Below are 22,195 nucleotides of genomic sequence, written 5' to 3' on the forward strand. Positions count from 1 at the left end.
GCGTCGGGTGCGACAAGCGGGGGGAGGGATCATGGGCCGGTCAGCGTCACCGACTTGACCACCGCCCAGACCGGGCGGCCGATGTCGAGGCCGAGCCGGGTGACGGCGTCGCGGGTGAGCAGCGCGAGCAGGGGGGTGGCGCCACACGCGAGCACGACGAGGCATTCGTGCGGCCCGGCGGGTGCGAGGGCGGTGATGCGGGCCGGCAGCAGGTTGTGGCTGCTCAGGCCCGCCGGCCGCTCGGTGGCCAGCGCGATGTCGCGGGCGCGGATGCGCACCCGCAGCGCGCTGCCCGGGGCCGCGGACAGCAGCGGCAGCCACAGCGACCCGCCGTCGAAGGCGAGTTCGCTCAGGCCGCGTTCGGGGTGGTGGGCCGCGATGCGGGCGGCGACCAGCGCGCCGGCCCGTTCGGCGCCGAACGCCTCGGCGAGGTCGGGGCGGGCCATCAGCTCGAACACCGGGCCGCAGGCGCGCACGCGGCCGGCATCGAGCAGCACCAGCGTGTCGGCCAGCCGGTCCACCTCGTCGAGCGCGTGGGTGACGTAGAGCATCGACAGGCCGCCGGTCAGTCCGCGCAGGCGGTGCAGGTAGTCGAGGATGTCGGCGCGGCGGGGGGCGTCGAGGGCGGCGAGCGGCTCGTCCATCAGCAGCAAGGCGGGGCGCGACAGCAGCGCGCGGCCGATCGCCACGCGCGCGCGCTCGCCGCCCGACAGGCCGGCGGGGCGGCGGTCGAGCAGCGCGCCCAGGCCGAGCAGGGCGACGATCTCGTCGAGGCCGGGACCGCCGGCGCGGCCGCGGCGCGCGGCGCGGCGCAGGCCGAAGCGGAGATTGGCGCGCACGTCGAGATGGGCGAACAGCCGCGAGTCCTGGAACACCACGCCGCAGCGCCGGTGTTCGGGCGGCAGGTCGATGCCACGCGCGGTGTCGAGCAGGACGCGGCCCGACGCCACCACGCGGCCGCGATCGGGGCGCAGCAGGCCGGCGACCGCGGCGAGGATGGTGGACTTGCCCGAGCCGGAGGGGCCGAACAGGGCGGTCACGCCGGGCGGGGCGGTGACGGTGGCCTCGAGGGTGAAGCCGCCGCGCCGGTGCGAGAGCGCGAGATCGAGGCTCATCCGTTCACCCGCCGGCGCAGCCAGCTCTCCAGCCGGCCGGCGACCAGCAGCAGACCGACCGCGAGCGCCGCCGCGACCAGGGCGAGACGGGCGGCCACGGCGTCGCCCTCGGGGTCCTGGAGCGCGGTGTAGATGGCCAGCGGCAGGGTCTGGGTCTGGCCGGGGATGTTGGCGGCGAAGGTGATGACCGCGCCGAACTCGCCGAGCGCGGCCGCGAATCCGATCACCGCACCCGCGAGGATGCCGGGGCTGGCGAGCGGCAGCACGACGCAGAACCAGGCGTCGAGCGGGGCGGCGCCGAGCGTGCGGGCGGCGGCGAGCAGGCCGGGATCGAGACCGTCGAGCGAGAGGCGGATGGCGCGGGTGATGAGCGGCAGGATCATCACCGCTGTGGCGAGGATGGCGCCGGCGCGGGTGAACACCAGGGGCAGGCCGATCCGGGCGAGCGGGGCGCCAAGCGGGCCATGCGTGCCGAACACCACCAGCAGCCCCCAGCCGACCACCACCGGCGGCAGCACCAGCGGCAGGTGCACCAGCGCATCGAGCCCGACCCGCCACACGCGACGCGGTCCGGACAGGCAGATCGCGCAGGCCAGGGCGAACGGCAGCGCCAGCGCGACACCGCCGGCCGCGACCTGCAGCGTCAGCCACACCACCGAGGCGAGCGGTGTGTCCATCGCGGCGCGGGCGTCAGTTCAGGATGGTGAAGCCGTAGCTGCGATAGACGTCCCTGGCATGCGGGCCGGTGAGGAAGGCGAGCAGGGCGCGGGCGGCGGCGGGATCGGTGCCGTCGTGGCGGACGAGGGCAAAGGGGTAGATGATCGGGTCGTGCGAGGCTTCGGGGAAGGTGCCGACCACACGCACGTCCTTCGCGGCTTTCGCGTCGGTGGCGTAGACGATGCCGAGCGGGGCCTCCTTCGTCGAGACCTCGCGCAGCACCGAGCGCACGTCGGCCGCCGGGGCGAGGTGGTCGGCGAGCGAATCCCACTGGTGCAGCGCGGTCAGCGCCTGTTTCGCATAGATGCCGGCCGGCACGCCCTGCGGCTGGCCGATGGCGAGGCGGCCGCTGCCCAGCATCTGCGCGATCGGCGTCTCGGCGGTGATGTCGGGCTGGAGCTGGGTGGTGGCCGCGCCGGACGCGATCAGCACGAGTGCATTGCCGAGCGGGGCCGTGCGGCTGCCGGGGACGAGGTGGTTGTCATGGTCGAGGCTGTCGGCCCATTTGACGTCTGCCGAGATGAAGATGTCGGCCGGTGCGCCCTGCGCGATCTGGCGCGCCAGCGCGCCGGAGGAGCCATAGACCAGGGTGGGCGCGGGATGGCCCTGGGCGACCCAGTCATGGCCGAGCCGGTTGAGCGCGTCGGTGAGGCTGGCGGCGGCCAGCACGGTCTGCGCACGCGCACCGGGGACGGCGGCGAGCAGCCCGACCATGGCCAGCATGGCCGCGTGAACCAGTCGTTTCATCACCGCTTGGGATCCTCGATCGGGGGGTGTGGAGACTGCAAGAGCGCTGCGGCGCGGTCAAACCACATCGCGTTGTTGCTGAAAGGCAATCATTGCGCCACAGTCGGAGGCGACGGGGGAACGCGGGGCCACGACAAGGAGCACCACGCCACCGTCAGGGAAGACAGAACACGTCCGGAGAATCTCCATGAATCCGACCTATCGGCCTCTGGCCAACCCCGCGCCGCTCGGGCTGCTCGGCTTCGCCCTGACCACCTGGCTGCTCAGCATGGTCAATGCCGGCTGGTTTGCCGCCGGCGCGGTGTCGATGGTGCTGGCGATGGCGTTCGCCTTCGGCGGCGCCGCGCAGTTCGTCGCCGGGGTGTGCGAGCTGCCGCGCAACAACACCTTCGGCTTCGTCGCCTTCTGCAGCTATGGCAGTTTCTGGCTGTCGTTCGCGCTGTTCGTGACGTTCTTCCAGGGCGCGCACGGCACCGCGCCGGCGTCGTTCGTGGCGTGGTACCTCACGCTGTGGGGGGTGTTCACGCTGATGATGTGGGTGGGGTCGCTGGCCATCGGGCGGGCGGTCAGCACGATCTTCGGGCTGCTGTGGGTGACGTTCTTCCTGCTGGCGGCGGCGGACTTTACCGGCACGGCGACGTTCAAGGTCGCGGGCGGGTATTTCGGCCTCGCCACCGCGCTCGCCGCCTTCTATCTCGCGGCCGCCGAGATCCTCGAGGCGGTGCGCGGCCACGAGGTGCTGCCGATGGGGCGGGTCAGTGCACCGGCCCCGGTGGCGGCTGTGACAGGGCGCTTCGCGGCGGCCTGAATTGTGGCGGGCGGTCAGAGCCTGTCTGAAAATCCGGCACCGGTCTTTCAGACGGCGATCGCCGCCAGCAGTGCCTCCAGGCGCAGACGACCCTCCCCTGTCGCCGACAGCACCCGGCCGCGCGCCGGGTCGTCGGACCAGCGCAGGTAGTCCTCCTCGATGCAGGCGGCGACCATCGAGGGGTCGAGGGCGGCGTCGAGGGGCAGGCCGGTGCGGCGCTCGAAGGCGGTGGCCGCGATCCCCTCGCCCAGGCGCAGGCCCATCAGCAGCATCTCGCGCGCGCGCTCGGCCGGTGCGATCGGGGTCTCGGCGGTGCTGCCGTGGCCGCAGCGCTCGACGCGTTCGGCCCAGAGTTCGGGCGCGCGGTGGCGGCGGGTGGCGAGCAGCGCGCCGTCGAGGCTGAGGCGGCCATGCGCGCCGGGGCCGATGCCGGCATAGTCGCCATAGCGCCAGTAGGCGAGGTTGTGGCGGCTCTCGCTGCCGGGGCGGGCGTAGTTCGACACCTCGTAGCCGAGCAGGCCGTGCCGCGCGGCGGTGGTGGCGGTCTCGACATAGAGCGCGGCGGCATCGTCTGGGTCGGGCAGCACGATCGCGCCCTGACGGTGCAGCGCCTCGAAGCGGGTGCCGGGCTCGATGGTGAGCTGGTACAGCGACAGGTGATCGGCGGCGAGACCGAGCGCGCGGTCGAGCTCCGCACGCCAGGCGGGCAGCGTCTGGCCGGGACGGGCATAGATCAGGTCGAAGGACAGACGGGGAAACAGGCCGCGCGCCAGTTCCAGCGCGGCGATCGCCTGGGCGGCGGAATGCTGGCGGCCGAGCAGGCGCAGGGCGTCGTCATCGAGGCTCTGGATGCCGATCGACACGCGGCCCACGCCGGCGGCGCGGAATTCGGCGAAGCGGCCGGCCTCGATCGAGGTCGGGTTGGCCTCGAGCGTGATCTCCAGATCGTCGGCGGGGTCGAACAGGGTGCGGGCATCGTCGATCAGGGCGGCGACGGTGGCGGGCGCCATCAGGCTGGGCGTGCCGCCGCCGAAGAAGATCGAGCCGAGGCGACGACGGCCGAGGCGCTCTGCCTCGAAGGCGAGCTCGGCGCGCAGCGCGGCGGCGAAGCGGGCCTGCGGCAGGGTGTCGCGGACATGGCTGTTGAAGTCGCAGTACGGGCACTTGGCGAGGCAGAAGGGCCAGTGGATGTAGAGCGCGAGCGGGAGCATGGGCGGCGTCTTACATCGGTTTGCCGCCCCGTGCGCGCAAGGCGCGGGCTGGCGCGCATGGAGCGGCCATGCTGATGTCGGCAACCGCACCCCGCAGAGCGAGACATGCCGCCTTCCGCGTCCGATCCAGAGCCCAGCGCATCCGTTCAGGCCGGTCTGGCGGCGATCCGCGCGCGAATCGCGGCGGCGGAGGCGGCGTGCGGGCGGCCGGCGGGGTCGGTGGCACTGGTGGCGGTGTCGAAATTTCATTCCCGCGCGGCGGTCGAGGCGGCGCTGAGGGCCGGGCAGCGGCATTTCGGCGAGAACCGGGTGCAGGAGGCGCAGGCCAAGTTTCCCGCCCTGCGCGCGGCCTGGCCGGAGCTGCGGCTGCATCTGATCGGCGGGTTGCAGACCAACAAGGCGCGCGCGGCGGTGGCGATCGCCGATGTCATCGAGAGCCTCGACCGGCCGGCGCTGGCAGACGCGATCGCGCGGGCGGCGCAGGCGGAAGGGCGGCTGCCGGCGCTGCTGGTGCAGGTCAATATCGGCGACGAGGCGCAGAAATCAGGGGTGGGCACCGACGAGGCGCCGCGGTTCATCGCCGACTGCCAGGCGCGGTTCGGCGATGCCTTGCGCGGGCTGATGTGCATTCCGCCGGAAGGGCGCGATCCGGTGCCGTATTTCACCGCCCTCGCCCGGATGGCGCGCGTGGCGGGGCTGGCGGAGCTGTCGATGGGCATGTCGGGCGATTTCGAGGCGGCGATCGGCTGCGGGGCGAGCTCGGTGCGGGTGGGCAGCGCGATCTTCGGCCACCGGCCGGCGGGGTTTGCACCTGCGACGCTCGCCGCTAAAGCAGGCGCCGATGAGTGATGCCTCCACCCCGCAACCGCTGCCGGCCGCCGAACCGGACGGGCATGCGATCGAACAGCACGGCAGTTCCGGCCATGGCCGCGCCGACCGGCCGGCGACGCTGGCCGGGGTGCTCGGCGTGCTGGGCATCGTCTATGGCGATATCGGCACCTCGCCGCTCTATGCGCTGAAGACCACCGTCACCATCGTCAACGAGCGGCAGGTGGGCGCGGGCGAGGTGCTGGGCATCCTGTCGCTGGTGTTCTGGTCGCTGATCCTGATCGTCACGCTGAAATACGTGCTGCTGGTGCTGCGCGCCGACAATGGCGGCGAGGGCGGCGTGCTGGCGCTGATGGCGCTCGCCCAGCGCCTGACCCCCGGCAGCCGGGCGGCGGCGGTGCTGGGCATGGTGGGCATTTTCGGGGCGTGCCTGTTCTTCGGCGACGGGGTGATCACGCCGGCGATCTCGGTGCTGTCGGCGATCGAGGGGCTGGAGGTGTCGATCCCGCGCGCCTCCGAGGTGGTGCTGCCGCTGTCGCTGATCATCATCGTGCTGCTGTTCAGCCTGCAATATCGCGGCACCCGCACCGTCAGCCGCATCTTCGGGCCGGTGATGGTGATCTGGTTCGCCACCATCGCCATCCTCGGCGTGATCGAGATCGTGCAGTACCCGGGCGTGCTGCTGGCCCTGTCGCCGATCCATGCGGTGCTGTTCATCGCCCATCATGGCTGGCTGGCCTTCGTCGCGCTCGGCGCGGTGGTGCTGTCGGTGACGGGGGCGGAGGCGCTGTATGCGGATATGGGGCATTTCGGCCGCAAGCCGATCCAGCTCGCCTGGCTGGGCTTCGTGCTGCCGGCGCTGGTGCTGAACTATTTCGGCCAGGGGGCGCTGCTGATCGCGCATCCGTCGGCGATCGCCAACCCGTTCTTCCTGCTCGGGCCGCCCTGGCTGCGCATCCCGCTGGTGGTGATCTCGACGCTGGCCTCGATCATCGCCAGCCAGGCCGGCATCTCGGGGGCCTATTCCGTCACCCGGCAGATGATGCAGCTCGGCTACCTGCCGCGGATGAAGGTCAATCACACCTCGTCGACCGACGAGGGGCAGATCTATGTGCCGCAGGTCAACCGCGCGCTGGCGGTGGGCGTGGTGATCCTGATGCTGGCGTTCCGCAGCTCCGATGCGCTGGGGGCGGCCTATGGCATCGCGGTGACCGGCACCTTCATGTGCACCTGCGCGCTGGCGATGGTGGTGTTCCCGCGTCTGTTCGGCTGGTCGTGGTGGGCGTCGGTGGCGGTGTTCGGGTTCTTCTTCGTCATCGACGCGGTGTTCTTCGCGGCCAATGCGCTCAAGCTGCCGCAGGGCGGGTGGGTGCCGCTGATGCTGGCGATCGTGTTGGCGGTGCTGATGACCACCTGGAAACGCGGCCGCGCGCTGATGCTGCGGCGCTGGAAGCGCGACAGCCTGCCGCTCGACAGCTTCCTGGCCCGGCTGCCGCAGTCGCGCATCATCCGGGTGCCGGGCATGGCGGTGTTCCTGACCGCCACGCCCGACTACGTGCCGGCCTCGCTGCTGCACAATCTCAAGCACAACAAGGTGCTGCACGAGCGGGTGCTGTTCGTGACCATCGTCAATATCGACAGCCCCGAGGCCGCGCCCGACGAGCGGGTCAGCGTCGAGGAGCTTGCGCCCGGCATCCACCGGGTGGTGCTGCGCTACGGGTTCATGGAGAGCCCGAACCTGCCGCGCTCGCTGGAGCTGACGCGGGCGCATGGCATCGCCTTCGACGGCATGCAGGCGAGCTATTTCCTCAACCGCGAGGTGCTGGTGCGGGCCTCGGTGCCGAAGATGCCGCTGTGGCGGCTGTCGATCTTCCTGCTGATGGCGCGCAATGCGGTGCCGGCGACGGAGTTCTTCCGCATCCCGTCCGATCGCGTCGTCGAACTCGGCGTGCGGGTCGCGGTGTGACCACGCCCGGCCCGCTGGCGCTGTTTCGCGGCTTCCTGGGCATCGGCATGATGGGGTTCGGCGGCGTGCTGCCGCTGGCCCGCCGTGCGCTGGTCGACCGGCTCGGTTGGCTGAACGAGGCGGCGTTCACCGACCTGCTCGGCCTGTGCCAGGTGCTGCCGGGGGGCAACATCATCAATCTCTCGGTGGCCGTCGGGCTGCGCTTCGCCGGCATCGCCGGGGCGTTCGCGGCCCTGTCGGGGCTGATCGCGGTGCCGCTGGCGGTGATCGTGGCGTTGGGCGGGCTGTATGCGCGCTTTGGCGACGATCCGCATCTGCGGCATCTGTTCGCCGGCCTCGCCGCGGCCGCCTGCGGGATGATGATCGCGCTGGCGCTGCGCATGGCGGGGCGGCTGCGCGGTGATCCGGCCGCATGCGCGATCGCGCTGGGGGTGGTGGCGGCGGTCGGCTGGGCGCGGTGGCCGCTGCTGGCGGTGATGGCGGTGGCGGCACCGCTCGGCATGCTGGCGGCACGGCGAAGCCGCGCGAAACCGGCGGCGCGGTGATGGGTGCGACCCTGTTGTCGCTGCTGGTGATCTTCGCGGGGCTGTCGCTGGTCTCGTTCGGCGGCGGCAATACCATCCTGCCGGAGATGCAGCGGCAGGTGGTCGACGTGCATCACTGGCTGAGCGCGCAGCAGTTCGGCGCGCTGTTCGCGCTGTCGCAGGCGGCGCCGGGGCCGAACATGCTGGTCGGGCCGCTGATCGGCTGGCAGGTGGCGGGATTTGCCGGTCTGGCCGTGGTCACGGTGGCGAAGTTCGGGCCCAGCTCGATCCTGACCGGTCTTGCCCTGCATCTGTGGGAGCGCCAGCGCCACCGTCCGTGGCGGGCGAGCGTGCAGCGCGGGCTGGTGCCGCTGACCACCGGGATGGTGATGGCGAGTGCCGCGATCATCGCGACGGGCGCGGCCACCACCGTCACCCTGTGCGCGATCAGTGCCGCCGCGACGGTGGCGGCCCTGACAGGGCGGCTGCATCCGCTGGTCATCCTCGGCGCTGGTGCGCTGGCTGGCGTGACGCTCGGCGCAGGCTGAACGTGCGAGCCCCCCGGGGGGGATGTCAGCCCGGGTGCCAGCCGGCGGCCGCGGCGAGCCGCAGCGCCTGTGGCGTGCCGAAGACCAGCTCGGCGAGCCGCAGGAACCGCACCAGCGTCGGGCTCACCGGAGCGGGCGGATGCGGCGCCAGCGCATGCGCCGGAGGCGAGGCGGCGGGGTGGTCGGCGGTGGCGGCCAGCAGCGCCGTCGCCGAGTCGAGCCAGGACCGGACGTCGGCTGCCGCCGGATCGGCGATGGCGAGCCAGGAGATGATGCTGCGCGCGGTCGTCGCCTGCGCCTCCAGCGCGACCAGGTTGACCGGCCGCGCGACATCGGGGGGGGCCACGAACTGGAGCATGCCGTGCATGATCTCGGCGTCCATGATCGCCTCGAGCCGCCGGGCGAGCAGCGCGATGATGCGGGTCCGGAGCGCGCGCATGTCGTCACGGTCCTGCGCAGGCACCCCCGATACGGCCGCGAGCTCGCCGAGCAGTGTCGCCGAGCGCATCAGCCGCAGGCAGAGACGCGCGCCGTCGCTGTGCGGCATCGCCTCCACTTGGTCGGCGAGCGAGCGGCCGATCTGCACCGTGCGGGCCAGCGCACGCGCCAGGCCGGCCTCGAGCAGCTTGCGGATACGCGGCTCGGGGCGAGCGGCGGCGGTCTGGGTGGCGATGTCGACCACCGCGGTGGCAAAGCCGCCCGTCTGCGGCGTCTGGATGTCCGCGAATGGGTCGAGCAGCAGGTTGAGCACCAGCGTCCAGGCGTCGAGACCGCAGAACGACGCATCGGCGAGCAGCGTGCCGAGGCCTTCGCGAAGCGCTTCCGGCGACTCCGCGGCGAGGGCCGGGAGGGCGCGCAGGCCGGGGATCGAGCGGAACACCAGCTCCATGCTGGCCAGCACGCCCTGGCGCTGTCCCTGGTCGAGGCCGAGCTCCGCCCAGTCGCCCTCGGGATCGAGGCCGAGCACACGGGCCGCCGCCGCCTGCCATAGCGGCCGGCCGAGACGGTCGATGCCGGCGGCATCGTCGGCGCGCAGGGCGCGGATCTCCGCTTCCCGCCGGCCGGCCTCGCCGAGCAGCGGGGCGAGGCGCTCGAACACCGGGGCGAGGATGCCGCGCGGGATCAGCCCGGTCGCCGGCGCCCAGCAATGGGTGGGCACGATGACGGCATCGAGCGGCAGGAACAGCAGCCGACGCGTGGTCAGCGCCCGTACCGGCGCCATGGCGGCGAGCCGTGGGCGCAGCGGTGCGATCATCGCGTCGGCCACCTTGCGGTTGGGCAGCGTGTCCACCAGCGACAGGATCTTGACGACCTTGTCCTCGGGGGCCGCCGCCAGCGCGTCGGCCAGACCTGCCTTGCCGGAGGCGTTACCCGGATCGGCGCTCATTGCGGCACCCCGGCGGTCTCGTCGGTCATGTTGAGCTCGAGCTCGGCGAGGCGGATCCGCTCGTTGCGCAGCAGCCGGGTGACGCTGGCGCCGTCGCGGACCGGCCCGACGCGGATCGGCCTGGGGTCGTGGTGGTCGGGCGCGGCGAGATCGGTCTGGCTGGGGGCCGGCAGCAGGCAGGCGATGCGGGCGAGCTCGGCCAGCAGGGTGGCGCGCGTGGGGTCCTCGGAGGGCGCGTCCGCATGGGCGGCGTTCGCGTCGCGCCACAGCAGGCAGATACGCTCCCAGCCATCGAGGGCGAGGTCGAGCCGGTGGGCGAGTGCGGCCGGTGCGGTGCGGTCGCGCTGCCACATCTCCAGCAGGGCCGCGACATCGCGGCAGGCCTCCTCAAGCCCGTGCAGCAACTGCCCCGCCGACTGCACCGCGCGCCCGGCCTGTTCGGCGAGGCGCAGGCCCAGCGACGCGGTTGGGGCCGTGCCGCCGGACCGGCCCACCTCGTGCCACTCGGCGCGGCACTCGTCGAGAAGCGCGATGAGCCGCGCCGGGCGCGAGCGCTCCGCGGCCGGGCCGCCGACGGAGGGCAGAACGCGGGAGAGATCGTCGAGGCAGAGCGCGATCTCGGGCCGCCCGAGGCCGGTGAGTTCGGCGACACGGCCGATGCCGACGGCCTCCCAGGCGATCGCGCCGGCCGAGCCGAGCGGCGACGCGCAGGGGCTTTGCGCCCAGCGCGTCTCGCCGCTGGCGGCGGCGAAACGTCGCAGCAGGGTCACCCGCCGGGCGAGGCGGTTGCGTTCGAGCCGTTCGCGCCGGCGGGCGAGACGGGACGCCGCGGCACCGGCGAAACCCTCCATGGCCACGAGATGGGAGGCTGCCTGGATGGCGGGGGGCGAGAGCACGGGCAGCCGGTCAAGATACTGCACCAGGCGGAGGTCGTGCAGGGTGGGGCCGTGGGTCTCGCGCAGCGCCGGCCAGCTCTCGAGCAGGAAGCCGCGGGTGCCGTGCCGGTTGGGCAGAAGAAACTCCGCGGTGCCGCGCGCGCCGAGGCGCACGCGGGTGCCGCCGAGCAGCGAGCCGATGAAGGGAACGGCAAAGCCGCGATGCTGGGCCACGGCCCCCTGGGGCGACGTCGTGCTCCTGGCTTCCGCCACCGACATGCCGATTTCCTCCCTCCCGCACGATGGCTGCATGCCGGCTCTGGCCGTGCCGGCCCGCCCGTGGCATCTCCCGTCGATGACCAAGACTGCCTGTCAGTGATGAACAAACCGTCAACGCCCCGTGCGCCGCGCAACGGACCCGGCGCGGGCGGGGGTGATCCCACCCGCGACCTCGCCTTCGATCTGCTGGTCGGCGTGCTGGAACGCAGGCGCACGCTCGAACTCGGCCCCGAGGGGGCGGAGGAGGCGCGCGACCGTGCGGCGGCGCACCGGCTGGCCGCCACCGTGCTGCGGCATCTGGGAACGCTCGATGCGCTGCTCGATCCGCTGCTGACGCGCGCACCGCCGGAGCGGGTGCGGCTGGTGCTGCGCATCGGGGCGGCGCAGCTGCTGCTGCTCGACACGCCGGCGCATGCGGCGGTGACCACCTCGGTCGCGCTGGCGCGCCGGCGCGGGCTGGCGCCGTTCACCGGGCTGGTCAACGCGGTGCTGCGCCGGCTGTCGGCCGACGGGCCCGGGCTGCTGGCCGAGCTCGACACCGTGCGCCTCGACATTCCGGCCTGGCTGTGGCGCTCATGGGCGAGCGAGGCGCCGGAGCGGGTGCGCGCGATCGCGCAGGGGCAGCTGCGCGAGGCGCCGCTGGACCTGACGCCGCGGGAGAGGGACGCGATGGGCGCGCTGCCGGATGGATTTCCGGACGGGGCGGAGGTGCTGCCGACCGGCTCGATCCGGCTGCCGCCCGGCACCCGTCCGACCGCCCTGCCCGGCTTTGCCGAGGGCCGGTTCTGGGTGCAGGACGCGGCGGCGGCGATCGCGGCGCGGCTGCTGGACGTACGGCCGGGCGAGCGCGTCGCCGATCTGTGCGCGGCCCCCGGCGGCAAGACCGCGCAGCTCGCCGCGACCGGCGCGGAGGTGGTGGCGATCGAGCGCGATCCGCGCCGGCTGGAGCGGCTGCGCGCCAATCTAGGCCGGCTCGGCTTCGATGGCGTGGTCACGATCGGCGCGGATGCGGTGCAATGGCGCCCGCAGGCCCCGCTCGATGCGGTGCTGCTCGATGCGCCGTGTTCGGCGACCGGAACCATCAGGCGCCATCCGGATGCGCTGCGGATCAAGCGCGAGGGCGACGTCGCAGCGCTGGTCGAGGCGCAGGACCGGCTGCTGGAGGCCGCCGCCGAGATGCTGCGGCCGGGCGGGCGGCTGGTCTATGCGGTGTGTTCGCTGCAGCCGCAGGAGGGCGAGCCGAGGATCGCCCGCGCGCTCGCCACCGGGCGGTGGACGCGGACCCGCATCGATGCGGCGATGCTGTCGGCGCTCGGGCTGGGCGGGCTGGAGGCGGCGATGAGCGAGCACGGCGCGCTGCGCACCGATCCGGGTCTGTGGGCCGAGCGCGGCGGCATGGACGGCTTCTTCATCGCACTGTTGACCAGACAGTAATGATTGGGCGCTACAACGGGTCGCAGGCGGCTTGCGCTCGAGCACGGAACGGACTCTGATTGCCCGATGATACCGAAACATTCCGCGTTGATCGCCCCGAGCCTGCTGGCGGGTGATTTCAGCCGTGCGGCGGAAGAAGCCGCCGCCGTCGAGGCCGCAGGGGCGGACCTGCTGCATCTCGACGTGATGGACGGGCATTTCGTGCCCAACATCACCTTCGGTGCGCAGTTCATCAAGGCGCTGAGGCCGAAGACGAAGCTGTTCTTCGACGTGCATCTGATGGTGGCACCGGTGGATGCGCATCTGAAGGCCTTCGCCGATGCCGGGGCGGACCGGATCCATGTGCATGTCGAGGCGGGCCCGCACCTGCACCGCACCTTGCAGGCGATCCGCGACCTCGGCTGCACCGCGGGGGTGGCGATCAATCCGGCCACGCCCGCGGTGGCGGTGGCCGAGGTGCTGGATCTGGTGGATGCGATCCTGGTGATGACGGTCAATCCCGGCTGGGGCGGGCAGAAATTCATCACCTCGACCCTGCCCAAGATCACACGACTGCGTGAGATGGCGGATGCGACCGGGCGCGACATCGCCGTGCAGATGGATGGCGGCATCGATCTCGAGACGATCGGCCCGGCGCATGCGGCCGGGGCGGATCGCTATGTCGCCGGCAGCGCGATCTTCGGCACCGGCGACTATGCCCGCGCGATCGACGGGCTGCGGCGGGCGGCGCTGGCGACGGTGCGCGGGACCGGCGAGGACGGCCGGCCGGACCCGATGCGCTGATGGTGGTCCGGCGCTGGACCCGCGACGCGCGACTTTCGCTCGCCAGGCTGCCAGCGTTCGGCATCGGCCGCGTGCCGGATGCACCCGCGCATCCGATCCGCGACCCCTGGCCCGGCGATCCGGCGCAGGGGGCGCAGCTGATGCGCGGCAGCCTGACGGTCGATGGCGTCGCGGTGGCCGTCGCACCCGGGCAGTGGGCCACGCAGGGCGTGCCGGAAGCGGCGCGGGCACAGGTGCTGGGCTTTGCCTGGCTGCGCGACCTGCGCGCGCTGGGTACCGATGCGGCACGGCTGCGCGCGCGCGCGCTGGTGGGCGACTGGCTCGCCCAGGCGCGGCCCGATCCGCTGTCGCGCGCGGCCGAGGTGGTGGGCGCGCGGCTCGCCGCCTGGCTCGGGCACTACGATTTCTTTGCCGCCTCGGCCGATGACGGATTCCGGCAGCGGCTGATGGGGCGGCTGCTGGCCGATGCGCGCACGCTGGCCGCCAGCGTGCCGACGCCGATGCATGACGTGCGTGCTCTGGTGGCGCTGAAGGGGCTGATTGTCGCCGGGGTGGCGATGCCGGAGAATTCCGGCTTCCTGGCGCGCGCGATGCGCTACCTCACCCCCGAGCTCAACCGGCAGGTGCTGCCCGATGGCTGTCATGCGGCGCGCAGCCCGGCGGTGCAGCTCGCGGTGCTGCGCGAGCTGATCGAGATCCGCATCGCACTGGCGGCGAGCCAGATCGGGCCGCCGCTGGCGCTGTCGGCCTGTCTGGACCGCATGGCGCCGGTGCTGCGCGCCATGCGGCATGGCGATGGCGGGCTGGCGCTGTTCAACGGCACGCGCGAGTCGAGTGCGGCGATGGTGGATCTGGTGCTGCAGCAGGCCGGGCGGGGGCGGGTCGCGGCGAGCGAGATGAGGGAGGGCGGCTTCCAGCGCATCAGTTCGGGGCGCGCCGCCCTGCTGATGGATTGCGGGCCGCCGGCACCGCCGGGGTTCGACCGCGAGGTGCATGCCGGCACGCTGTCGTTCGAGCTGTCGTTCGGGCGCGAGCGGATGATCGTCAATTGCGGGGCGGCGATCTCGCCCGCCTGGCGCGATGCGCTGCGCGCTACCGCCGCGCATTCGACGCTGACCGTCGAGGATCGCAATTCCACCGAGCTGCGCCCCGGCGGCGGCATCGGCCGGCGGCCGAAGACGGTGAGCGTCGAGCGCAACGAAAGCGGCCAGGCGGTGTGGCTCGATGCGAGCCATGACGGCTACGAGCCGAATTTCGCCGTGCGGCATCGGCGCAAGCTCTATGTCGGTGCCAATGGCGACGAGATCATCGGCGAGGACAGTCTCGAAGGGGCCCGGGGACGCGCGCCGCCGCGGCGCTTCGCGGTGCGGTTCCATCTGCATCCCTCGGTCCGTGTGCGGCTCGACGACGAGCCGGATGCGGTGGTGATCACGCTGCCCGGATCGGGCGCGGCGCGTTTCCTGATGCGTGTCGATGGCGGCACGCCGGTGCTGGAGGAAAGTGTCTATTGCGGGGGCGACAAGCCGGTCCCGACGCAGCAGATCGTGGTGCAGGTGGGTCTGCCCGCGGAGGAGACCGCCGCGGCGCGCAGCGAAGACGGGCACGACGCGCAGGACATCGGCGCCGATACGGCGCAGCCCGGCGCCGAGGCGTCGTCGGCCGCGCAGACGGTGCGCTGGGCGCTGACCCGACTCGACTGACCGGGGATCGGCCGACAGGGCCCGCCAGGCTCAGGTGGTGCGATGGCGGCCGGACAGACGCCACAACACCAGCAGCGCCAGCGCGCCGAGGCCGAGATCGAGACGCCCCGACGCGGTGGCGAGCAGGCTGAGCAGGACCGCGGCGAAGGCGGCGATGGTGAGCCACGACAGCAGCGGGAAGCCCCACATCGCCATGCCGGGCACCACCCTGCCGCCGCTGGTGCGGCGGCGGATCTGGGCGAGGCCGGCGAGGATGTAGGTGACGATGATCAGCGTCGCCGCGAGCGACAGGGCGATGACGTAGCCGGCCTGCGGCGAGACCAGACCGAGCAGCGCGACCGCCACCGCCAGCCCGACCGCGCAGGCGACGGCGCCCACCGGCACGCCGGAGCGGTCGAGGCGGCCGAAGGCGGCGGGCGCATCGGCGGTGCCGGCCAGTTCGAACAGCACGCGCGAGGCGGCATACAGGGCCGAGTTGAGGCAGGAGGCGACGGCCACCAGCACCACCGCGGTGAGGATCTGCGCCGCCGCGCCGATGTGCAGCCGGGCGAGCGCGGTGGCGAAGGGCGACTGTCCGACGACGATCTGCGTGCGCGGCACGATCGCCAGCACCATCGCCAGACCCACGACATGGAACAGTCCCACGCGCAGCACCAGCGAGCGCGAGGCGGCCCTGACCGCGCGCACCGGATCGATCGATTCGACGGCCGCGACGGTGGCGATCTCGAACCCGGTGAGGGTCTGGATCAGGATCGGCAGGATGGCGAGCGCGGCGAACCAGCCCTCCGGCGCCCAGCCTTCCGCGGCGAGCCGCCCCGCACGCGGCCCGCCCGGGGCGCCCGTGGCGGCTGCGACGAGGCCAATCAGCACGAAGCCGGCGATGGCGGCGAGCTTGACCAGCGACAGGGTCGCCTCGGTGCGGGCATAGGCGCGGGCGGAGACGAGATTGTTGGCTCCGGTGAGCACCAGTACGCCGACGGCGCCATACCAGTCCGGTGCGCCGGTGAGTTGTGCGAACAGCGGTCCGGCGGCGATGATCTCCGAGCCGGCGGTCGCACCCCAGAACAGCACGTAGGCCCAGCCCGCGACGAAGCCGGCGCGCAGGCCGAGGGCGGCGCGGGTCTGGCCGATGAACGAGCCGGCCTGCGGGTCGGCGATCGCCATTTCCGCCAGCATCCGCATCTGCGCCATCATCAGCAGCCCGGCGAGGACGTAGAGCGGCAGCACCATCGGTCCGGCGGCGCGCAGGCTGGCCGCGGAGCCGATGAACAGTCCCGCGCCGATCACCCCGCCGATGGCGATCAGCCCGACCAGGGAGGGGGTCAGGGTGTGGCGCAGGCGGCTCGCCGGGGCGGCGGACGGTGGGGTCGGGTCGGTCTGCATCATCTCCGGTTCGGCTGGCCGCGGGAACGGGCCAGCGTGGCACGGGCGCGGGCGGCAGGCGATGGGCCGGGGAGTGGGAGGGCGCGCCGGTTTTGCCTGGGCGGAGCACCGCGCCTACCTTCGGTGCGTCATTCGATGCCGCCGGGGATGATTGTTTCACGTGAAACTTCTCGAGATCGCCAATGTCGATTTCTCGCTGCGGCACTTCCTGCTGCCGCTGATGCGCACGCTGCGGGCGCGCGGCCACGAGGTGGTGGGGGCGAGCGCGGACGGCGCGCTGCTGGAGGTGGCACGCGAGGAAGGGTTCCGCGTCGAGGTGCTGCCGATGGCGCGCAGCCTGTCGCCGATCGCGCAGTGGCGCGCGCTGCGCGCCACGCTGCGGCTGATCCGCCGGGAACGGCCCGACATCGTGCATGCCCACATGCCGATCAGCGGCTTTGTCGCCCGGCTGGCCGCGCGTCTCGGCGGGGTGCCAGTGGTGGCCTATACCTGTCACGGTTTCCTGTTCAACCAGCCGGGCCCGTGGGCGCGGCGCGCGCTGGGGCTGATGGTGGAATGGATCGGCGGCCGACTGACGGACCGTTATTTCACCGTCTCGCGCGAGGAGGCCGACGATGCGCGGCGGTGGCGCATCCACCGCGATCCGGTGGCGATCGGCAACGGGCGCGATCCGGCGCTGTTTCATCCCGACCCGTCGGCACGTCGGGCGCTCCGGGCCGAGCTGGGCGTGCCGGCGGAGGCCGTGGTGGTGGTGGTGGTCTCCCGGCTGGTCGCGCACAAGGGGTATCCCGACCTGCTGCCGGCGATGGAGGCCGTGCCGGGTGCCGAGCTGTGGGTGGTGGGCGAGCGGCTGGCCAGCGATCACGGCGCCAGCCTCGATGCCGCCTTCGCCCGGGCCGAGGCCAGGCTCGGGCCGCGGCTGCGGCGGCTGGGCTACCGGGCGGATGTGGCGCGGGTGCTGGCGGCGGCCGACATCTTCACCCTGCCGAGCCGGTTCGAGGGCCTGCCGATGTCGGTGATCGAGGCGATGCTGTGCGGGCTGCCGGTGGTGGCGACCGATATCGCCGGCCCGCGCGAGCAGGTGTGCGACGGCCTGACCGGGCTGCTGGTGCCGCCCGGCGACCGCGACGCCCTGGCGGGCGCCCTTGGCCGGCTCGTCGCCGATGCGGACCTGCGCGCCGCGATGGGGGCCGCCGGGCGGGCGCGCGCGCTGGCGCTGTTCGACGAGGCGGCGATCCTGACCCGCACCGCCGAACTGCTGGAGCAGACGGCGGCGAGATGTGGCCGTTGAGGCACATCGGCCGGAGATTTCGTGCCAAGGACATGCGACAACGCACTGATTAATTGTCTGTTCACCTGAACGGACCCATCGTCTGGCCATGGCTCGGACCGGCATCGCCCCGCATCGGAGACGCATCGGCGTCGGCCTCGGCCGCTGCCTGCCGGCCGTTGTGCTGTGTATGGCGCTGGCCGCCTGCGGAGGGCCGAGCAGCCACTGGGCGTCGCGCGACTACACCCCGCCAGGGCCGGCCAGCGATCCGTGGGGGCCATATATCGGCGAGGCGTCGAGCCGCTTCTCGGTACCCGATCCCTGGATCAGGGCGGTGATGCACCAGGAATCGGGCGGCCATCAGTATATCGGCGGTCGGCCGACGACGTCGGCGAGCGGTGCGATGGGGCTGATGCAGCTCATGCCGGCCACCTATGCGGAGCTGCAGCAGCGTTATGGGCTGGGCAGCGACCCCTACGATCCGCACGACAACATCATCGCCGGGACCGGCTATATCCGGCAGCTCTATGACAAGTATGGCTCGCCCGGGTTCCTCGCCGCCTACAATGCCGGCCCGGGACGGCTCGACGACTACCTGACCGGCAATCGGGATCTGCCGCGCGAGACGGTGGATTACGTCAATGCGATCTCGCCGCATCTCGGCGGCGGCACGCCCGGCGGGTCGGGCGGCAGCGCGACGATGTATGCGGCGGCGAGCCCGCCGGCGCGCAGGGCGCCCTCGCGCCGACGCGGCAATGCCTGCGTGCAGGATGTCGATGCGGCCTATGATCCGTCCTCGTCCTGCGCACCGGCGGCATCGATGGCCAATCCGGCGCCGGTGGAGGTGGCGGCAGCGCCATCCGACGACCCGGCAATGCTGCCGGCCCGCCAGCAAGTCGCCCAAGCCACGCCGCGCTGTCCGGGCAATCCGGACGCCGCTTTCGATGCGCCCTGCCCCGCGCCGGCCCCCGTGCCGGCCGCCATGCCCGCTCCGGCACCGGTCTATGCGTCTGCCGCCCTGCCCGGCTATCGGGGTGCCTCGGTGCTGGGCGGTGGCACTCCCCCCTATGACGTTCCGCCCTATGGGCCGCCGCCGCCGGCCGTCCGGCCGAAGGTCACGCTCGCCGCCGCCCATGCGGCTCAACTCGCGGCCTATGGCGACTGGGGCATCCAGGTCGGCGCGTTCGACTCGCCCGCGCAGGCCCGCACCGCGACCTCGATCGCGCGGCAGGCCGATTATGGCCGTCTCGGCGGTGCGCGCAGCGTCGTTCAGGCCACCACTCCACCCGGCCGGGGGACGCTGTATCGCGCCCGCCTCGCCGGGCTGGCGCGGCAGACCGCCGGCGATGCCTGCGCGGAGCTCTCCAGCCACCGCATTGCCTGCATGGTGGTCGCACCCGGAGGCTGAGCGCACCGCGGCCATCGGCGTGCTTGCGTCGGGGATGCGGATTTCCTACCCCGACGCGGCCATGAACGAACCCGACCGCCCCCGACCGCTCAGCCCCAGCGACCTGCGCACCTTCGCCCTCGCCTCGCTCGGCGGCGCGCTCGAATTCTACGACTTCATCATCTACGTCTTCTTCGCCCCGCTGATCGGACGGCTGTTCTTCCCGCCCGGACTGCCGGGCTGGCTCGACGGGGTGAAGGATTTCGGCCTGTTTGCCGCGGGCTATCTGGCGCGGCCGCTCGGCGGCCTGCTGATGGCGCATTTCGGCGACACGATCGGCCGCAAGCGGATGTTCACCCTGTCGGTGCTGCTGATGGCGATCCCGACGCTGATCGCGGGGCTGCTGCCGGATTTCGCCGCGTTCGACCGTTACGGGATCGGCTATGCGGCGCCGCTGATCCTGCTGGGCCTGCGCATGCTGCAGGGAGCCGCGATCGGCGGCGAGGCGCCCGGCGCGTGGGTGTTCGTCGCCGAGCATGCGCCCCGCGGCCGGGTGGGGTTCGCCTGCGGGCTGCTGACCGCGGGGCTGACCTTCGGCATCCTGCTCGGCGCGCTGGTGGCGATGGCGATGCATGCGATGTGCAGCCCGGCGGAGCTCGCCGCCTGGGGCTGGCGCATCCCGTTCCTGCTCGGCGGGCTGTTCGGACTGTGTGCGATGGCGCTGCGCCGGCGGCTGCGCGAGACGCCGGTGTTCCTGGCCATGCAGGCGGAGGCGTCGCGCGCCGAACGGCTGCCGATCGGCGAGGTGGTCGCGCGGCACCGTTTCGGGGTCGCGGTGTCGATGGCGGCGACGCTGATGCTGACCGGCGCGATCGTGGTGGTGATCCTGATGACGCCGGCGCTGCTCCAGCTGCATCGGCATCTGTCCGCGCCGCTGACGCTGCGCGCCAATGTCGCGGCCTGTGTGGCGATGACGGTCTCGGTGGTGCTGACCGGCCGCGCGCTCGACCGCTTCGACATCCTCGCCGTCGCCCTGGTCGAGGGGGCCGGGCTGATCGCCTCGGTCTATGCGCTGTACCTGTTCGCCGACATCCCCGGCGCGCTGCTGCCGCTCTGTGTGCTGGCCGGGGTGTTCGTGGGCATCGTCGCGGTGGTGCCGGCGCTGATGGTGCGGGTGTTTCCGCCCGCCGTGCGCTTCACCGGCCTCGCCTTCTCCTACAACCTCGCCTATGCGCTGTTCGGCGGGCTGACGCCGCTGGTGGTCTCGACGCTGATCGTGCGCACGCCACTGGCCCCCGCCCATCACGTCGCCATCGCCACCCTCGCCGGGGTGGGCGCGATCGCGCTCGCACGGCGACGCGGGCTGATCTGACGGCATCGTCGACGGGCCTCGCGCGGGTCGGGACAGGGCATAATGCCGCGCCCAGACCTGCCACCCGACGGAGATGCCGAGCCCGATGCGCCAGCCGATGCTTTCGAGGATGCGGATGATGACGCGCGCAGCCCTGGCGGTGATGGCCGCCGCCGGGTGGCCGCCAGGCGGCGCGCTGGCCGATGGGCTGACGTCGGCCCAGCTCAACAGCATGCTGGCGGCCGGGATGAGCGCACCGATCGCCAGTGCGCTATCGCAGGTCGCCGGCCAGCCGAACGGGCTCGCCGGGCTCAACGCGCAGGCGCAGGTGGCCGCCGCCTCGGCGCTGCCGCCGCTGCGCCAGCAGCTGTGGCAGGCGGTGATGCCGTTCTGGGGCGAGGCGATCGCGCCCGCGCAGAGCACGCAGCTCACGCTGGGGGAGGATTTCAGTCTCGACGGGCGTTTCACGGCGATCCAGCTCATCTTCGCCAATCCCGGCAATGCGGTGACGCTGCCGGCGGTGATGGTCGCACCGAGCGCCTCGGCCGCCTCGAAGACCACGCCGGTCGATTCGAGCGGCAACACGGTCGGCTGGACGGCGGTGAGCTTGGGCGGCGCGTCGGCGATCACGCTCGCGGCCGGCACCGCTTCGCGGCCCAGCCTGACGCTGTCGGATCCGCTGCCGCTGCAGAGCCTCGCGCGCAGCGATGGCGGGGCGTTCTCGCTGCTCTACACGCGCGTGCTGTCGCCGGCGTCGGGCACGAGCTGGACGGCGAGCTACCTCACCGATCTGGCTCCGCTGCTCAGCCTCGCGGCCTATGCCAGCGCGTCGGGCGGGCGGAATGTGGCGCTGTATTTCGGCGGTGGCGACCTCGTCTCGACGCCGGCGGTGGCCAATGTGCTGACCGACGCCAATGCCGCGCTCGGCACCACGTTCAGCTATGTCGCAGGCATACGCTACCTCTCGCCCGACCGGGTGGTGACGATCATGGGCTGCGGCGACAGCCTCACCGCCGGGTTCTCCACGGCGTCGGGCTATGCCGGGTTCGGCCTGCAGGCGTCGGTCGCGCTGTCGCGCCAGCTCGGCATCGGGGTAAGCTATGTGGCGCATGGCTATCCGGGCCAGTCGAGTGCCGATTTCACCGCCAACTGCCGCACCGCCGCGACGCTTCTGCACCCGGCGGTGGTGACGCTGCCGATCGACAGCCCCAATGACTGGACCGGGGTGAGCAACACCGCCAGCGGGACGGCTTCCGCCACCGCCACAGCCGCGCAGGATGCGGCGCGCATCGCCATGCAGCAGCGCGCGCTCGATCTGGCCGATACGGTGCTGTCGTACGGGGGGCTGCCGGTGCTGGTCACGCCGATCCCGTTCGCCGGCTATGACGCCGCCGCGCAGTACGGCGCCGAACGCGCCCAGGGCGGCGCCTTCGCGCGACTGCTGTCGCCGCGTGGCGGGCTGGTGCTGGATGCGCAGGCGATCATCTCGGGCTATGTGCCGAGTGCGAACCGCCCGCCGAGCCTGCCGGCGAACTGCATCGCCGCGGATGGCGCGCATCTCAACGATGCCTGCCAGGGGATGCTGGGCACGGCACTGGCACGTGCGCTGGTGCCGCGTCTGTGAGCGAAGGAAGATGGTGGACGGCGGTGGTGGAGTAAGGGGATCGCGTTGGGAGACGCCCGCTTGACCCGCGTGTATCAGGAGCCGGTCAGCAGGAACCGGTCGCTCCGGTTCCTGCTGCCGAACGCCACGCTTCAGAACCGGTGACGTGACCCCCTGAAACTCTGCCACGGATGGCTAGAGTCCGGACCCAACGGGGGACGGATGGATGAAGAAGTCACGGTTCACAGAAGAGCAGATCATCGCGATCCTGCGGGAGCA

19 protein-coding genes are annotated in these 22,195 nt (G+C 72.6%); 12 read left to right on the top strand and 7 right to left on the bottom strand.

Features of this window, described 5'->3' with window-relative positions; genetic code table 11:
* Positions 1-29 precede the first annotated feature (29 nt).
* The 3 genes from modC to modA are packed head-to-tail and all read right to left on the bottom strand — an operon-like array spanning position 30 to position 2,579.
* Complete coding sequence (modC, locus tag FHR90_RS14305) at positions 30-1,115, bottom strand: molybdenum ABC transporter ATP-binding protein (protein ID WP_183275442.1); 1,086 nt, start codon at positions 1,113-1,115, stop codon at positions 30-32.
* Positions 1,112-1,792, bottom strand: a complete 681-nt coding sequence (locus FHR90_RS14310; RefSeq protein WP_183275443.1) for an ABC transporter permease subunit — start codon at positions 1,790-1,792, stop codon at positions 1,112-1,114. Before FHR90_RS14310 ends, modC begins: the two co-directional genes overlap by 4 nt.
* A gap of 13 nt (positions 1,793-1,805) precedes the next feature.
* Positions 1,806-2,579, bottom strand: a complete 774-nt coding sequence (gene modA / locus FHR90_RS14315) for a molybdate ABC transporter substrate-binding protein (RefSeq protein WP_176626134.1) — start codon at positions 2,577-2,579, stop codon at positions 1,806-1,808.
* Between the two features lie 187 nt (positions 2,580-2,766).
* On the opposite strand from modA, the gene FHR90_RS14320 reads away from it, so the two are divergent.
* Positions 2,767-3,387, top strand: coding sequence for an acetate uptake transporter (locus FHR90_RS14320; RefSeq protein ID WP_176626132.1), 621 nt, complete (start codon positions 2,767-2,769; stop codon positions 3,385-3,387).
* A 47-nt stretch (positions 3,388-3,434) separates the two neighbouring features.
* Here FHR90_RS14320 and hemW read toward each other — a convergent pair whose 3' ends face one another.
* Complete coding sequence (gene hemW, locus FHR90_RS14325) at positions 3,435-4,598, bottom strand: radical SAM family heme chaperone HemW (RefSeq protein ID WP_183275444.1); 1,164 nt, start codon at positions 4,596-4,598, stop codon at positions 3,435-3,437.
* 105 nt (positions 4,599-4,703) lie between these two features.
* Here hemW and FHR90_RS14330 point away from each other — a divergent pair, with 105 nt between their 5' ends.
* The 4 genes from FHR90_RS14330 to FHR90_RS14345 are packed head-to-tail and all read left to right on the top strand — an operon-like array spanning position 4,704 to position 8,464.
* A complete protein-coding gene (locus tag FHR90_RS14330; protein ID WP_183275445.1) occupies positions 4,704-5,447 on the top strand; it encodes a YggS family pyridoxal phosphate-dependent enzyme in 744 nt (247 codons plus the stop codon).
* A complete protein-coding gene (locus FHR90_RS14335) occupies positions 5,440-7,392 on the top strand; it encodes a potassium transporter Kup (protein WP_176625730.1) in 1,953 nt (650 codons plus the stop codon). The genes FHR90_RS14330 and FHR90_RS14335 overlap by 8 nt, the downstream gene beginning before the upstream one ends.
* Entirely contained in the window at positions 7,389-7,937 is a 549-nt protein-coding gene (locus FHR90_RS14340) for a chromate transporter (protein ID WP_221188288.1), read from the top strand. Before FHR90_RS14335 ends, FHR90_RS14340 begins: the two co-directional genes overlap by 4 nt.
* On the top strand, positions 7,937-8,464 hold the full coding sequence (locus FHR90_RS14345; protein WP_176627251.1) for a chromate transporter: 528 nt from the start codon (positions 7,937-7,939) through the stop codon (positions 8,462-8,464). Before FHR90_RS14340 ends, FHR90_RS14345 begins: the two co-directional genes overlap by 1 nt.
* 25 nt (positions 8,465-8,489) lie before the next feature.
* On the opposite strand, the gene FHR90_RS14350 is transcribed toward FHR90_RS14345, so the two are convergent.
* Both FHR90_RS14350 and FHR90_RS14355 read right to left on the bottom strand, forming a co-directional pair.
* Positions 8,490-9,851, bottom strand: coding sequence for a hypothetical protein (locus FHR90_RS14350; protein ID WP_183275446.1), 1,362 nt, complete (start codon positions 9,849-9,851; stop codon positions 8,490-8,492).
* Positions 9,848-11,005, bottom strand: a complete 1,158-nt coding sequence (locus FHR90_RS14355; protein WP_183275447.1) for a hypothetical protein — start codon at positions 11,003-11,005, stop codon at positions 9,848-9,850. The genes FHR90_RS14350 and FHR90_RS14355 overlap by 4 nt, the downstream gene beginning before the upstream one ends.
* A gap of 99 nt (positions 11,006-11,104) precedes the next feature.
* On the opposite strand from FHR90_RS14355, the gene FHR90_RS14360 reads away from it, so the two are divergent.
* The 3 genes from FHR90_RS14360 (at position 11,105) to FHR90_RS14370 (ending at position 14,922) form a co-directional block, all read left to right on the top strand.
* The gene (locus FHR90_RS14360; RefSeq protein ID WP_183275448.1) at positions 11,105-12,439 is read left to right on the top strand and encodes an RsmB/NOP family class I SAM-dependent RNA methyltransferase; all 1,335 of its coding nucleotides are present in this window, start codon (positions 11,105-11,107) and stop codon (positions 12,437-12,439) included.
* Positions 12,440-12,505: 66 nt separating this feature from the next.
* Positions 12,506-13,222: a ribulose-phosphate 3-epimerase gene (gene rpe, locus FHR90_RS14365; protein WP_183275449.1), complete on the top strand. Its 717-nt coding sequence runs from the start codon at positions 12,506-12,508 to the stop codon at positions 13,220-13,222.
* Positions 13,222-14,922, top strand: coding sequence for a heparinase II/III family protein (locus FHR90_RS14370; RefSeq protein WP_183275450.1), 1,701 nt, complete (start codon positions 13,222-13,224; stop codon positions 14,920-14,922). Before rpe ends, FHR90_RS14370 begins: the two co-directional genes overlap by 1 nt.
* A gap of 30 nt (positions 14,923-14,952) precedes the next feature.
* Here the strand turns inward: FHR90_RS14370 and FHR90_RS14375 are convergent, their stop codons facing one another.
* On the bottom strand, positions 14,953-16,308 hold the full coding sequence (locus FHR90_RS14375) for an amino acid permease (RefSeq protein ID WP_183275451.1): 1,356 nt from the start codon (positions 16,306-16,308) through the stop codon (positions 14,953-14,955).
* A 157-nt stretch (positions 16,309-16,465) separates the two neighbouring features.
* On the opposite strand from FHR90_RS14375, the gene FHR90_RS14380 reads away from it, so the two are divergent.
* The 4 genes from FHR90_RS14380 to FHR90_RS14395 all read left to right on the top strand — a co-directional run bounded on the left by FHR90_RS14380 (position 16,466) and on the right by FHR90_RS14395 (position 21,937).
* Positions 16,466-17,596, top strand: coding sequence for a glycosyltransferase (locus FHR90_RS14380; protein WP_183275452.1), 1,131 nt, complete (start codon positions 16,466-16,468; stop codon positions 17,594-17,596).
* A gap of 88 nt (positions 17,597-17,684) precedes the next feature.
* Positions 17,685-18,983: a lytic transglycosylase domain-containing protein gene (locus FHR90_RS14385; RefSeq protein WP_183275453.1), complete on the top strand. Its 1,299-nt coding sequence runs from the start codon at positions 17,685-17,687 to the stop codon at positions 18,981-18,983.
* Between the two features lie 61 nt (positions 18,984-19,044).
* A complete protein-coding gene (locus FHR90_RS14390; protein WP_176626315.1) occupies positions 19,045-20,334 on the top strand; it encodes an MFS transporter in 1,290 nt (429 codons plus the stop codon).
* Positions 20,335-20,452: 118 nt separating this feature from the next.
* Entirely contained in the window at positions 20,453-21,937 is a 1,485-nt protein-coding gene (locus FHR90_RS14395) for a hypothetical protein (RefSeq protein ID WP_183275454.1), read from the top strand.
* Positions 21,938-22,195 lie beyond the last annotated feature (258 nt).

This window comes from Endobacter medicaginis (assembly GCF_014192375.1).
GTDB classification, from domain to species: Bacteria; Pseudomonadota; Alphaproteobacteria; order Acetobacterales; family Acetobacteraceae; genus Endobacter; species Endobacter medicaginis.

Coding starts and splice junctions, on each gene's coding strand:
- FHR90_RS14335 (WP_176625730.1), top strand. CDS start 5,440: ATGAGTGATGCCTCCACCCCGCAACCGCTGCCGGCCGCCGAACCGGAC.
- FHR90_RS14360 (WP_183275448.1), top strand. CDS start 11,105: ATGAACAAACCGTCAACGCCCCGTGCGCCGCGCAACGGACCCGGCGCG.
- FHR90_RS14390 (WP_176626315.1), top strand. CDS start 19,045: ATGAACGAACCCGACCGCCCCCGACCGCTCAGCCCCAGCGACCTGCGC.
- FHR90_RS14370 (WP_183275450.1), top strand. CDS start 13,222: ATGGTGGTCCGGCGCTGGACCCGCGACGCGCGACTTTCGCTCGCCAGG.
- FHR90_RS14350 (WP_183275446.1), bottom strand. CDS start 9,851: ATGAGCGCCGATCCGGGTAACGCCTCCGGCAAGGCAGGTCTGGCCGAC.
- FHR90_RS14345 (WP_176627251.1), top strand. CDS start 7,937: ATGGGTGCGACCCTGTTGTCGCTGCTGGTGATCTTCGCGGGGCTGTCG.
- modC (WP_183275442.1), bottom strand. CDS start 1,115: ATGAGCCTCGATCTCGCGCTCTCGCACCGGCGCGGCGGCTTCACCCTC.
- FHR90_RS14330 (WP_183275445.1), top strand. CDS start 4,704: ATGCCGCCTTCCGCGTCCGATCCAGAGCCCAGCGCATCCGTTCAGGCC.
- hemW (WP_183275444.1), bottom strand. CDS start 4,598: ATGCTCCCGCTCGCGCTCTACATCCACTGGCCCTTCTGCCTCGCCAAG.
- FHR90_RS14310 (WP_183275443.1), bottom strand. CDS start 1,792: ATGGACACACCGCTCGCCTCGGTGGTGTGGCTGACGCTGCAGGTCGCG.
- modA (WP_176626134.1), bottom strand. CDS start 2,579: ATGAAACGACTGGTTCACGCGGCCATGCTGGCCATGGTCGGGCTGCTC.
- FHR90_RS14385 (WP_183275453.1), top strand. CDS start 17,685: ATGGCTCGGACCGGCATCGCCCCGCATCGGAGACGCATCGGCGTCGGC.
- FHR90_RS14355 (WP_183275447.1), bottom strand. CDS start 11,005: ATGTCGGTGGCGGAAGCCAGGAGCACGACGTCGCCCCAGGGGGCCGTG.
- FHR90_RS14375 (WP_183275451.1), bottom strand. CDS start 16,308: ATGATGCAGACCGACCCGACCCCACCGTCCGCCGCCCCGGCGAGCCGC.
- rpe (WP_183275449.1), top strand. CDS start 12,506: ATGATACCGAAACATTCCGCGTTGATCGCCCCGAGCCTGCTGGCGGGT.
- FHR90_RS14395 (WP_183275454.1), top strand. CDS start 20,453: ATGACGCGCGCAGCCCTGGCGGTGATGGCCGCCGCCGGGTGGCCGCCA.
- FHR90_RS14320 (WP_176626132.1), top strand. CDS start 2,767: ATGAATCCGACCTATCGGCCTCTGGCCAACCCCGCGCCGCTCGGGCTG.